Annotated in this window: 10 protein-coding genes; 9 read left to right on the top strand and 1 reads right to left on the bottom strand. The window is 42.7% G+C overall.

All coding sequences use genetic code 11. The features are described 5' to 3' along the window. The first annotated feature begins 20 nt into the window (after positions 1-20). The 6 genes from ACQRD1_RS02205 (at position 21) to ACQRD1_RS02180 (ending at position 8,916) form a co-directional block, all read left to right on the top strand. Positions 21-1,580, top strand: coding sequence for an FGGY-family carbohydrate kinase (locus ACQRD1_RS02205; protein WP_235233564.1), 1,560 nt, complete (start codon positions 21-23; stop codon positions 1,578-1,580). Positions 1,581-1,710: 130 nt separating this feature from the next. Beyond that, positions 1,711-5,160: an FtsX-like permease family protein gene (locus ACQRD1_RS02200; protein ID WP_427786868.1), complete on the top strand. Its 3,450-nt coding sequence runs from the start codon at positions 1,711-1,713 to the stop codon at positions 5,158-5,160. 163 nt (positions 5,161-5,323) lie between these two features. Then, entirely contained in the window at positions 5,324-6,229 is a 906-nt protein-coding gene (nadA, locus tag ACQRD1_RS02195; RefSeq protein WP_427744075.1) for a quinolinate synthase NadA, read from the top strand. Between the two features lie 65 nt (positions 6,230-6,294). Further along, entirely contained in the window at positions 6,295-7,452 is a 1,158-nt protein-coding gene (locus ACQRD1_RS02190) for an L-aspartate oxidase (protein WP_427744076.1), read from the top strand. Positions 7,453-7,477: 25 nt separating this feature from the next. Further along, a complete protein-coding gene (gene nadC / locus ACQRD1_RS02185; protein WP_347376736.1) occupies positions 7,478-8,329 on the top strand; it encodes a carboxylating nicotinate-nucleotide diphosphorylase in 852 nt (283 codons plus the stop codon). 77 nt (positions 8,330-8,406) lie between these two features. Further along, a complete protein-coding gene (locus ACQRD1_RS02180; RefSeq protein WP_347376735.1) occupies positions 8,407-8,916 on the top strand; it encodes a transcription repressor NadR in 510 nt (169 codons plus the stop codon). Between the two features lie 9 nt (positions 8,917-8,925). On the opposite strand, the gene ACQRD1_RS02175 is transcribed toward ACQRD1_RS02180, so the two are convergent. After that, positions 8,926-11,262, bottom strand: coding sequence for a PEP/pyruvate-binding domain-containing protein (locus ACQRD1_RS02175; protein ID WP_427786867.1), 2,337 nt, complete (start codon positions 11,260-11,262; stop codon positions 8,926-8,928). Between the two features lie 165 nt (positions 11,263-11,427). Here ACQRD1_RS02175 and ACQRD1_RS02170 point away from each other — a divergent pair, with 165 nt between their 5' ends. From ACQRD1_RS02170 to ACQRD1_RS02160, 3 genes are all read left to right on the top strand, one after another. Further along, positions 11,428-12,276 (top strand): putative manganese transporter, encoded by an 849-nt coding sequence (locus ACQRD1_RS02170; protein WP_235233573.1) that lies wholly within the window; start codon positions 11,428-11,430, stop codon positions 12,274-12,276. A gap of 107 nt (positions 12,277-12,383) precedes the next feature. Next, positions 12,384-12,806, top strand: coding sequence for a DUF6465 family protein (locus ACQRD1_RS02165; protein WP_235233576.1), 423 nt, complete (start codon positions 12,384-12,386; stop codon positions 12,804-12,806). 196 nt (positions 12,807-13,002) lie between these two features. Further along, positions 13,003-13,824: a hypothetical protein gene (locus ACQRD1_RS02160; RefSeq protein WP_235233577.1), complete on the top strand. Its 822-nt coding sequence runs from the start codon at positions 13,003-13,005 to the stop codon at positions 13,822-13,824. Positions 13,825-13,858 lie beyond the last annotated feature (34 nt).

Raw genomic sequence — 13,858 nt, 5'->3', positions numbered from 1 at the left:
CAGTGAAAGGGGGGACTGCAATGGAAGATAGAATCGTGCTTGCGTATGATGTAGGAACGCAGAGTTCAAGAGCACTTTTGATCAATCAGAGAGGCGAAATCCTGGCAAAAAGCCAGGTGAAGCACCAGGAACCGTATGAATCTCCGAACCCGGACTGGGCAGAAAAGGATGCCGATTTTTATTATCAGAATATCTGTCAGGCATCGCAGGATTTAAAAAAGAGGTATCCAGAGATATTTGAAAAGATTGAGGCGGCAGCTATCACTACGATCCGTGATACTGTTGTATGTGTTGATCGGGATGGAAAACCGCTTCGCCCGGCGATTCTGTGGCTGGATAAGCGAAAAGCCGAGGGAAAACCGAAGTTTTCTCAGGTCACTCGTATGCTCTTTAAAGCAGTGGGGATGGAGGAGACTGCCAATGTGCAGTATCAGAAGTCTCATTGTAACTGGATCAGGCAGAATGAGCCAAAAGTGTGGGAAAAGACATACAAATACTTGCTGCTAAGTGGATATCTTATTTTCAGATTGACTGGTCAGATGGTGGATGCGGCAGCAAGCCAGGTAGGGCATATTCCGTTCGACAGTCAGTCCAGAAACTGGCAGAGAAAAGGAGCACTGACCCGTCCGGTATTCGATGTAGAAGAAGAGAAGCTGTGTGAGATCAAAGAATCTGGAGAAGTACTTGGTACGATTACCGCTCAGGCTTCGGAGGAGACAGGCCTTCCAGAAGGAATGAAATTGATCGCAACAGGTTCGGATAAAGCCTGTGAGATCCTGGGACTTGGATGTGTCAGCAGGGAGAAAGCAGCCATTGGTCTGGGAACAACCGCAACGATAACATTTACCATTGATAAATATCTGGAGCCAGAACGCTTTATCCCGCCATATGATTCGATCATCCAGGGGCGATTTACTCCGGAGATCGAGATATTCCGGGGATACTGGCTCATCTCCTGGTTTAAGAAAGAGTTTGCAGAAAAGGAAGTTGAGCAGGCGAAGAAGCTTGGCCTGTCGGCAGAAGAACTCCTGAATCAGCGACTAGGAGAGATTCCGGCAGGATGTGAGGGGCTTTTGTTCCAGCCGTATTTCACACCGAATATTACCATGCCGAACGCAAGAGGGGCAGTGATTGGATTCTCAGACCAGCATACGAGGATTCATATATACCGGGCAATCATAGAAGGTATTAACTTTGCATTGATGGATGGAATGAAGCTGATGGAGCGAAGATCTGGCCATAAATTTCAGGAATTGTATCTTGGCGGAGGAGGCTCGCAGAGCCGGGAGATCTGCCAGATTACCGCCGATATGTTCGGAATTCCTGCAATCAGGACCCAGAGCTATGAAGTGACCGGAATCGGATGTGCGATGGCAGCATTTGTAGGGCTTGGTGTGTTCTCAAGTTATGAGGAAGCCGTGGAATCCATGGTGCATAAAAAGGATGTCTTTGAACCGAATCTTGAGCAGCACAAGATCTACGAGAGGCTCTATGAGGAAGTGTTTAAGAATATTTATGGAAAGCTTTCGGGACTGTACGAAAGACTATACGAGATCTATCATGAGAAAGATCTGACATAGTGAATACCCCGCCCAAGTGATTCATTTATTTTTCACAGATATTTAATAGAATCTTGTGTCAAAAGATGTTAAAATAATTCTATATTATCGAAAAATATTTGCAATTTATGCATTTTTGGACAGGTGAATAATGAAGTCGAATATGTGGAAATCTACTACACGGGAAATTAAACAAAGTATAGGCCGATTTCTTGCGATTCTTGCAATTGTTGCTTTGGGAGTTGGCCTTTTTTCAGGCCTGAAAGTGACACAGCCGGCTATGGTAAAGACTGTCAACCAGTATCTGACGGAGAAGCAATTCTATGATTATCGGATATTGTCTACCCTTGGCTTTGAACAAGAGGATGTGGAATTCCTTGCTAAGCAGAAGGATGTAAGGTACGCAGAAGGTGTCTTCAATATGGATGTTCTGTGCAATATTGCCGGAGAGAATGAAATGGTGTTAAAGGCCTATAATCTCCCGGAAGATATGAATGGAATTGAACTTATGGAAGGCCGTATGCCGAAGAATGCCGGAGAGTGTCTTGTGGATTCTTCTTGTTTTACCGAGAAAGATATCGGGAAGACGCTGGTGCTTTCGGATACGAACGATGAAGATGATCTGGAATGCTTTACAAAAACAGAATATACCATTGTAGGACTGGCGCAATCCTCCAATTACATACAGTTTGAGAGAGGCAATACTTCTCTTGGAAATGGACGCATCAGTGGCTTCATGTATCTTCCATGGGAGAGCTTTGATACAGATTATTATACAGAGATTCTGGTGAAGTTTGATCAGGATTATGAGATATACAGCGATGAATATGATGCCTATATGGATGATAAGGAAGAGGAATGGGAAGATCTGGCGAAAGAGGCAGCAGAACATCACTATGCAAGAATTCTGGCAGATGCAGAAGAGAAGTTGAATGATGCGGAACAGGAACTGGCTGATGGAAGAGCTGAGGGAGAAGCAGAGCTTGCCGATGCAAGAGCAGAACTTGAGGAGGCGAAAGCGAAGCTGGAAGATGCGGACCGTAAGATCGCCGATGCAAAAAAAGAACTGGCAGATGGTCAAAAGGAGCTGGATGCCAGCCGTTCAAAGCTTCAGAATGCGGAATCAGAACTTGCTCAGAATGAAGCTGTATTAAATAGTAGTGCGGCAGAACTGGAAAGTAACTGGGCGCTATTAGTGGAAAAAGAAGCACAGGCAGCAGAAGGAAGACAACAGCTGGAAAGCAGTCAGTCGCAGTTGAATGAGAATAAAGCAGCATTAGAAGCTGGACAAAATCAGTTAAATGAGGCACAAGATCAAGTCTCAAAGCTGCAGCAAGATGCAGCCGCATTGGATTCCTTGCCGGAAGAACAAAAAGAAGCGATTCTTGCGCCATTGGAAGAGGCAGTGGATAAATTACTTTCAGGATTGTCGGAAGGAAATGCCGGAGAGGGAATTGACACAAGCATCCTGCCTGCTGCACAAAGAATAGCCATCATGAATGGGAAACTTGTAGTTGCTTCCGCTGCGATTGCTCAAAAACAGGAAGAGATTACGAATCATCTGGCACAGATTCAGACAGCGCAGGAAACAATCGATGCCCAGAGACAGAACTTAGATGATGCAGATGCCCAGCTCGCAGCAGTAAGAGCCCAACTGGAGGCTGCCCAGAAGGAATTGGATTCCGGCAAAGCCCAGCTTGAGTCAGGAAAGAAACAGATAGCAGAAAGCTGGAATGCATTCTTTGCAGGAGAGGCTGAGATTGAGAGCGGAAAGGCTGAGATCGCAAAGAATGAAGCGGAGCTTCAGGATGGATGGCAGGAATATAACGATGGTCTGGCAGAGTATGGGGAAGGCTATCAGGAATTTGTAGATGAGATTGCAGATGCAGAGAAGAAGATTGCGGATGCAAGAGAAGAGATTGAAGATCTTGCATCACCGGAAAGCTATCTGTTGGATCGAAATACGAATGTTGGATATGCATGTTTCGAGAGTGATTCGGCAATCATCAATGGAATTGCCAATGTATTCCCGGTATTCTTCTTCGCTGTAGCGGCACTGGTATGTATTACTACGATGAGCCGGATGATTGAAGAACAGAGAACGCAGATCGGTGTGTTAAAAGCACTGGGTTATAGTAAGTCATCGATTATGGGCAAGTATCTGTTCTATTCAAGCACTGCAGCAGTGTTGGGTTGTTTGATTGGATTCTTTGGCGGAACCTGGGTGTTCCCGAATGTCATCTGGTATGCCTATGGAATGATGTACGATGTAGGAAAACTGTCATATGTGTTTGATTGGCAGCTTGGTCTGATCTCATTGATTGTGTCCGTAGCATGTTCTGCCGGAACTACGTTCCTGACTTGCCGCAAGGAACTTGGTGAGGTGGCAGCGGAGTTGATGAGACCAAAAGCGCCAAAGGCCGGAAAGCGAGTGCTTCTTGAGCGAGTGCCATTTATCTGGAAACGCCTGAAATTCTTATATAAAGTGTCCTATCGTAATGTATTTCGCTATAAGAAACGGTTCCTGATGATGGTAATCGGTATCAGCGGATGTACAGCACTACTTGTCACCGGATTTGGTGTCAGGGATTCAGTGACCAATATTGCCAGTGACCAGTATGATAACATTCAGGTCTATGATATGAGTGTAACATTGGCAGATGAAGCAGAGGAAAGTACAAAGGCTGAGATTCAGAAGTCACTTGGTAAAGAGGTATCGGAGTCTGTCTATGTGATGGAAAAGAGTATGGATCTTGTTCATGGAGACCAATTGAAGGGTATCAATCTGGTTGCAGTGGATGAGAAGGAAGATATTTCGCCATTTGTACATCTGAAAGATCCGGGTGGTAAGGAAATAGCTTATCCGGGAGAAGGAGAGTGTATTCTTTCCGAGGCGATTGCAGAGAACTATGAGATAGAAGTAGGAGATACCATTACACTACAGGATGAGAACCATGAGACCATGGAACTTAAGGTCAGTGGTATCTTTGAAAATCACATTAGAAATTATGTATACATGACGACGCAGACTTATGAGAAATATATGGGAGAGGATGCATCTCTGAATGCTGTCTATATCAACGCCTCAGAAAAAGCAGATGTGCATCAGCTTTCTGCAGATCTGATGAAGCTGGATGAAGTAACGAATGTAACGGTATCTGAAGATACCAAGACTCGCTTCGCCAGCATGATGAACAGTATGAACCTGGTAGTAGTGGTAATTATTGTATGTGCGGCCGGACTGGCATTTATTGTATTGTATAACCTTACCAATATCAATATCACGGAACGTATAAAAGAAATCGCAACGATTAAGGTGCTGGGCTTTTACAGGAATGAAACTGCAAGTTATGTATTCCGTGAAAACATGATACTGACATTTATAGGAACGATGGCAGGACTCGTTCTTGGCAAATATTTCCACATGTTTGTGATGTCGCAGGTAAAGGTAGATCAGGTGGCATTTGATGTCCGGATTGCACCGATCAGTTATGTGTATAGTATACTGTTGACTTTTGCATTTGCCTGGTTCGTAGATCTTGTCATGAATGGCAAATTAAAACGCATCAGCATGGCAGAATCACTAAAATCTGTAGATTAAAAGAATGGGAAAAGGTTATGATATCTTTTCCCATTCTTTTTTATTACCTTCGCATATCTGTGATTGAAAATATTAAAAATTAATATTTGTAAACACAACTGTCTTGTCACATGTAAATTACAGTGGTATAATGGTCTGAGTCTGAAAAAGGAGAGAAAAAGTTATGACTATCGTAGATAAAATTGAAAAGTTGAAAAAAGAGAAGAACGCAGTGATTCTGGCACATTATTATGTGAAGCCGGAAGTACAGGAAGTTGCAGATTATATAGGAGACTCCTATTATCTGAGTAAGGTGGCCGTTGGGCTTAATGAACAGACCATTGTATTCTGCGGTGTTGAATTTATGGGAGAGAGCGCCAAGGCATTGAATCCCCAGAAGACGGTACTTATGCCGGATCTGAGTGCAGATTGTCCGATGGCGCATATGGCAGATCCTGAGATGATTCAGAAGATGCGTCATACATATGAAGATCTGGCGGTTGTGTGTTATATCAATTCTACAGCAGAATTGAAGAAATATTCTGATGTATGTGTAACTTCAGCAAATGCAGTGAAGATTGTAAAAGCACTTCCTAATAAAAATATTTTCTTTATTCCGGACCGTAATCTGGCTCATTATATTGCAGGGCTTGTGCCGGAGAAGAATTTTGTATATAACGAAGGATTCTGTCCGACGCATGAAAGAATGCAGGCAGAGGAAGTTCTGGAAGTAAAAAAGGAACATCCAGAGGCAAAAGTATTATCTCATCCAGAATGCAGGACAGAGATTCTGGAGATTTCTGATTATATTGGAAGCACTTCCGGGATTATTAGATACGCGACTGAAAGCGAAGAAAAAGAATTTATTATCTGTACGGAAGAAGGAGTTTCTTATAAGCTTTGTCAGAACAATCCGGAAAAGAAGTTTTATTTTCCGAAGTCAGTTCCGACCTGTCCAAATATGAAGAAGAATTCTTTGGAAAAGATATTGTATGTTCTGGAGACAGGAGAGAATGAAGTCCAGATTACGGAAGAGCTTCGCGAAGCTTCTGTGAAACCATTGGAGAGAATGCTGGAGCTTGCAAAGTAAAGATGATGCAGAACAAAAAGTATCTGCGAATAAATGGGGCATTTGGCACCGGGAAGGATTGAAAGATGAAGATACATACCGATGTTGTTATTGTTGGTACAGGAGTGGCTGGTCTGTTCAGTGCACTTAATCTGCCCTCGGACAAGAAGATTCTTATGATTACAAAATCGGATCTGGAGAGCAGTGATTCTTTTCTGGCTCAGGGAGGAATCTGCGTTTTGAGAGATGAATCTGACTATGACAGCTATTTTGAAGATACAATGAAGGCGGGGCATTATGAGAACCGCAGAGAATCTGTAGATATTATGATTCGAAGTTCCAGAGACATTATCAACGAGTTGGTTGGATATGGAGTGGAATTTGAAAAAAAGGATGGAGAGTTTGAGTATACACGAGAAGGTGCTCATTCAAAACCACGAATTTTATTTCACGAGGATATTACGGGAAAGGAGATTACAAGTAAGCTGTTGGCACAGGTCAAGAAACTTGACAATGTGACTATTTATGAATATACAGCTATGACGGATATTATTGAAGAAGATGGAAGATGTATCGGTATTCTGGCAGAAAATGAACATGGTAAGCTGACTGTATATGCAGAGAATACGATTTTGGCAAGTGGTGGTATTGGCGGAAAATATAAGCATTCTACGAATTTCCCACATTTGACAGGTGATGCACTTGATATTTCGAAAAAACACGGCGTTCGCCTGGAACATCTGGACTATGTGCAGATTCACCCGACGACACTTTATTCTGAAAAGCCGGGACGACGATTCTTAATATCGGAATCTGTGCGAGGAGAGGGTGCTGTGTTATATAATAAGAAGAAAGAGCGTTTTGTTGATGAGCTGTTGCCGCGGGATGTGGTGACAAAGGCTATTCATGAACAGATGGAGAAAGACGGTTCCGAATATGTATGGCTTTCTATGGAGCATATCCCGAAAGAGGAGATTATGAAGCACTTTCCGAATATATACCAGCATTGTCTCGAAGAAGGGTACGATGTGACGAAGGAATGTATTCCGGTAGTGCCGGCGCAGCATTATTTTATGGGTGGAATCTGGGTGGATTCTGACAGTCGGACTTCTATGGATCATCTGTATGCTGTTGGTGAGACGAGCTGCAATGGTGTGCATGGGGCGAATCGTCTGGCAAGTAATTCGCTGCTGGAGAGTATGGTATTTGCTAAACGGGCAGCACAAAAGATTGGACGCTCATAGTGTGAAGAGAAGGAGACATTAGATTATGAATAAGATTACAATGACTTTACAGGCGGATCATCTGATTCTGGAAGCGCTGAAAGAGGATATTTCCAGTGAGGATGTAACCACGAATTCTGTGATGAAGGAAGCGGTGAAAGGCGAAGTGGATCTGATCTGCAAACAGGATGGAATTATTGCCGGGCTTGAGGTATTTGCCAGAGTGTTCCAGTTGCTGGATGCAGATACAGAGGTTCAGTTGTATTGTAAAGATGGAGACGAAGTGAAAAATGGACAGCTGATGGGAAAGGTTCTTGGTGATATCCGTGTCCTGTTATCTGGTGAGCGGGTTGCCTTGAATTATCTTCAGCGTATGAGCGGAATTGCGACCTATACGCATTCGGTCGCATCACTGTTAGAAGGCAGTCATACGAAACTGTTGGATACTCGTAAGACAACGCCGAATATGAGGATTTTTGAAAAATATGCAGTTCGCGTAGGCGGAGGATATAATCATCGGTATAATCTGTCGGATGGAGTATTGCTGAAGGATAATCATATTGGTGCAGCCGGCAGTGTGACGAAAGCGGTTCAGATGGCAAAGGAATATGCTCCTTTTGTGAGAAAGATTGAGGTAGAAGTGGAGAATCTGGATATGGTGAGAGAAGCGGTTGAAGCAGGCGCAGATATCATCATGCTTGATAATATGTCTACAGAAGAGATGCAAGAGGCAATCCGTATTATAGATGGACGCGCCAAGACAGAGTGTTCAGGAAATGTTACCAGAGAGAATATCGGACGTCTGACATCCTTGGGCGTGGATTATATTTCCAGCGGAGCTTTGACTCATTCTGCACCAATATTAGATATTTCCCTAAAGAATCTTCATGTGGTATAATAGCTGTGCAGACAATGAGTGCTGCAAGGAAAACCAGCAAAAGAGTTCGTATATGATTAGGGAGGTGAGAAGCATTTATGACTGGTTCTGAAAGAAGAACAGAGATTATCCGGCAGATACAAGAAAGTGCAGTGCCGGTGTCAGGAAGCAGGCTGGCTTCCACATATGAAGTAAGCCGCCAGGTCATTGTGCAGGACATTGCATTGATTCGTGCGGCGGGTTACGATATCATCTCCACAAACCGGGGATATATCTTGAATACTCCGAAGACGGTCAGCAGAGTATTTAAAGTACAGCATACCGATGATCAGTTGGAAGAAGAATTGTGCGCCATCGTTGATCTGGGGGGCTGTGTAGAAAATGTTATGGTCAATCACCGGGTATATGGTCATATCGAGGCGGAACTTCATATTAATTCGAGAAGAAAAGTGGGAGAATTTATGGAAGATATCCGAAGTGGCAAGTCCAGTCCGTTGAAGAATATAACATCTAACTATCATTATCATAAGGTTACTGCAGACAGCGAAGATACTCTAGATATGATAGAGAATACCTTAAAAGAGAAAAAGTTTTTAATAAAAACGTAAGACAGTGCTTTATCCCAGCACTGTCTTTTCGTTTCTTACATCAGAGTATAGACGTATTCCTTTTCCATGCAGGTTGTAGACCTGGATGATATCTGTATATTCTCCGCAGTCGGGAAGAATATTGGTCAATACATTTGGTTCATCTTTGAAGAAGTCCTTATTGAAATAGATTGTTCTGTTATTGTCAAAGATGGCTGTATAAAAAATCTCTGCTTCTACCAGATCTTGGAACATGTGGCTCCCGTAAGAAAGTTCTGGCATGTAACCGACTTCACTGTCAGACATCTCGCAGATGGCATGGAAATGATGAATCTCCGCGAATGTTACCGGAACGCCAAGTTCTGGTGAGGATGTGCCGATTCTTCCCGGAACGAAGAGCATAAGTTTCTCGTTGCTTTTTCGGAAATAATGATTGATGTCACCGATAATACGAGCAATGTCCGGTTTTTGCTTATATGGACATTGATAGTAGCCCTTGGAGTCTACCCATACAATGTAGTCAATCCGTTCAGACTGGGATCCTCCCATGGAGGAATTGGTCACAGAGAAGACGGTCTGTTCCTTTGGAAAATCTGGAACGGTGACTGCGTCCCGTGATGTACCGATCTGAAGCGGACGGCATTGAAGCAGGTTGAAGACGAATTCACCGGAAGCATTGCTGTTGATCGTAAATTCAATATCCACCGGATAATTATATGCGTTTTGCAATGTGCGAAGAAGAGACTTCATACATTCGGTAAATGCTTTATTCCGAACAAGACCTTCACAACTTGCGAAGAGGATCTCACGATGCTGTCCTCGTTCCCGGAAGGTTCGTTCTGCATCAAAATCATGTTCCAGAACCATTCGTTTATACCATGGATCCATATAAGGAGTAACCTCTTTGACCGAACGGGTGGCAAGTGCCTTATTCCGGTAGTCAATCAGATCTACATAACGCTGGGAGTATTGATGCTTTGCCCAACTGTCGGTCAGGGTAGAACTTTCTGGCTGAGCCAGATTGACAATTCGTGGATAATCTCCTTCGGTACGGTCGACCGCACGGGTTCCGAGCCCCATGACAAGTCGCAGCATTCCGCAGGAAGCATCCAGAGAATCGCTCCAGCGATAGGAACTGTAGGAATATCCGACGCCGGCAGCATTGGGCATCAGAAAATCTTCGTACATGGAACCGGATACACGCTGAATCAAAAGAGCCATCTGTTCATCCTTATAACCAAGCCCGCGCTGTTTCCGGTATTCCAGTGCAGACAGATTCATGGTACTGGCATATACGGTGCGGACAGCATTTTCCAGTTCCGTCAGACGCTCGGTGATATCACCGGTGTTAATGCAGAAGACAGATTCATATTTTCCGGCAAATGCATTTCCAAAACCGTCTTCCTGAAGACTGCTGGAGCGGACAATGATCGGGCGCTGCCCAAAATATTCTAACATACGAATAAACTGTTGCCTTGTTGCTTCTGGAAAGACTCCGTTTTTGAATGCTTCTTCGATCTGAGGGGCCAGACGGAAGTATCCTTCTTTTGTCTTTTGACTGATATGAAGACGCCAGAACTTATTATGTACAATATAAGTATAGAAGACATCTGAACCAAGATAATAGGAGTCATGTGGTTCCATGTGTTGAAATACTTCTGGCGCATCTTTGGCAACGATTTTTCTCGCGAGAAGCATGCCACAGGCTTTTCCACCAATACTTCCGGTTCCGATCATACGATTATAGATATGAAAATAATCCTCTGGTTCAAAATATGTCTTCAACAATTCCAGAATCTTTGGATCACGTGACATCATATTCTGGCAGAAGGTATCTTCTGTCTCTGCGGAAAAAGTACGGTCTTTATGGTAAATGCGGCTGGCGTCAGATACGAAACGTTCCCAACTGTCCAGGTTCTGATTTTCATAGATGCGAGTCATGTTGTCCACCAGGGTGTAAAATCGGCTGACTTCATATCCTCCGCGCAGAGGTAGAAAAGAACCATCCTTTGTAATGTATTGGTGTGGAAGGAACATATTTGGTGAATAACGATTCCATACTTTGAGCGGATTGATATACAAGCTGTTGGCATCGCTATAGACGTCCAGAAGAAGCTGAGTCGTCTCCTGAATACGGGCAATTGCATCGAAAGAGTGGAGCCCGCGAAGAATTGGAAAATAAGCGACAGTATTTTGTTCAAACAGATAAGGACAGGTTACCTGGAAAAAATTTCCCATCATCAGGTCGGTGGCCCATGCAGCCTGCAAGTCCGACAGACAGTCAAAGATATCATACGACATTGTCGCCCAGACGAATATTATCAAGGATGGAATCCAGGCCGGAAAGCCCAGATGAAATTCGTTCAAATGTACTCAAAATAATCCCTCCTACGAAAGTTTAACTTAATGTTAGTATACAAGATTTTTTTCAAAAAAGGATAGATTTTCTCATTTTTTCATTTTCTCCTTGTAAATTCACAAAACAACATCTAAAATAGTCCTATTAGGTCAAAAACAGAAAGGACAATATATATGGAAATGATAAAGGACGTGATACTGGATACCGGTCTGGATTGCTTGAAAATGCTGCCATATTTATTTGTAGCCTTTATATTGATAGAAGCACTGGAGCATTATTCTGGTGAATTTACAGAAAAGGTTCTGGCAAAAGTAGGAAAGGCAGGTCCGATCTTTGGAGCGGTCGCAGGATGCATCCCTCAGTGTGGATTCTCCGTTATGGCAGCGAATCTTTACGCAGGAGGAATTATTTCCGTGGGGACACTTCTGTCTGTATTTATTGCAACTTCAGATGAGGCAATCTTAATTATGCTGGGGAATCCTGATGCTGTACAAGAAGTTGGGATATTGCTTGTGGCAAAAGTGGTGATCGCTATTGTTGCAGGATATGTGATAGACATTTTCTTTCAAAAGAAGATATCCATACCAAAAGAAAGTGGAAATCTCTGCGATGAATGTGGATGTCATGAAGAAGAGTCTGCGATTTTAAAACCGGCATGGCATCATACAATCAAAATATTTGTGTATTTGTTGGTATTTACTGGAGTACTGAATCTTTGCATAGAGATTTTCGGAATTGAACAATTATCTACATTTTTGCTTGGAGATACAATCTTTCAGCCATTCATAGCTGCAGTTATTGGACTGATCCCTAATTGTGCGGCTTCTGTGATTCTGACACAGCTATATTTAAACGGAGCAATCTCTTTTGCATCTGTTATTGCAGGTTTGTGTACCGGGGCGGGAATTGGACTGGTCGTATTGTTTAAAATTAACAGAGAGAAAAAAGAAAATCTAAAAATAGTAGGAGTTCTGTATATTATTTCGGTGATCGCAGGGGTTATTTTGGAAATATTTGCCTAAGAAAAAGGGGATAGCATAGTGAGGAGCGAAAATTGCTTTTTTGAAAAAGTGTGCTATAATAACTTGAACTAGGTGATGAGGCTTAGGAAGATTGAGGAGGAATTATCATGGCCACAAAGAAAGTAACACCAGCAACTAATGAAACTGTAAAAGAAACTGCAGCAACAAACACAGCGACAAAGGTAGCTCCGGAAGCAAAAGCTGAACCGGCTAAGACCCCCGCAGAAAAGAAAGCAACAGAGAAAAAGACACCTGAGAAGAAAGCACCTGCAAAAAAGGCAGCAACAACAGCCAAGAAAACAACAACTAAAAAAACAACAGCGAAAAAAGAAATCAAAGTAAGTACTTATGTTCAGTGTTATGGAAAACAGGTAGAAGAAAAAGAAATCATTGCCAGCGTAAAAAAATCATGGACAAAATCCGGCAAAAAAGTTGGCGATATTAAGACAATGGAATTATATATTAAGCCTGAAGAAAATGCTGTTTACTATGTAATTAACGGAACAGAGACAGGCGCAGTTGAATTCTAGCAAGTTTAGTGTGATGTTGGAAAGTCCCTCGAATTTCGAAGGGACTTCTTTTTTTGAACAAAAAGGTACAGGGCAAAATTCAATTGGGGACGTAGTATTTTTGCAAAATACTACGTCCCCAATTGAATAAAAGTGGTAAATAATGTTATAATGGTAGCGGTAAAAATAAGTAATAGGGGACAAAGGAGATATTGGCATGGAAGAAATGATGAACCTGATGGGAAGTGACTTGCTGGGAATGTTAGGAGAAAACGGCAATGTATTTCTGGCATGGACCAGACAGATGTTAATGATTGCTTTGATTGTGACTATTGTAATAGGTTTGGCAATCTGTTTCTTTGGATTGAAGATAGTAAGAGTCCTTACGGCAATTGTTGGTTTAGTTGTGGGAGCGGTGATTGGAGGCGTCGTGGCGCTGATGATCGGACTTAATGATACAGCACTCTTGGCGGTGATCGGAGTGAGTGCGGTTATTGTTGCGGTGTTGTTTGCATGGCTGCGTCGTTTGGGGATTTTTTTCCTGATTCTCTTTTATGTGTTTGGTGTCTGTGCTTCGCTTGTGGGTGTTAAGCCTGTATTTTTGTTGATTATTTATTTTGTTGTTGCTTTGGTATTGGCAGTTTTGTCTGTTTTTTGGACAACACCGCTTGTTATTATTGTAACTGGACTAGAGGGCGGAGTATCAGCAGGTCTGGCGATTGCCTCGTTGGCAGGTTTGAATCAGAATGTGTGGATTGGCTATGGAATCAGTATTTTAATCGCATTGATTGGAATGTGGGTGCAGTTCATGATGCAGTCCAGGAAGGTTGGAAAAAAAGAAAAAGTGTACTCCAGAAAAGTGAAAGAAGAAGTCTCCAGAGAGTCGGAAGTTGAGAAGGCAAGAATGATGCTGGATGATGAAGAGGATGAAGAGGATGTTTTTGAAGATCCAGAAGAAGTGAAAAAAGTACCAAAAGAAAATGATACAGAAGATGAAGAAGATGATGATATAGAAATATTTAACACGGAAGAATTATAAGTCCCGATTATGACACACCTCTCCTGATATAGTA

The sequence above is a fragment of the Bariatricus sp. SGI.019 genome, assembly GCF_050315235.1.
GTDB lineage: Bacteria > Bacillota > Clostridia > Lachnospirales > Lachnospiraceae > JAFBIX01.
Note: the sequence above shows the minus strand (reverse complement) of the source record. Positions and strands in the feature narration are given on the sequence as shown.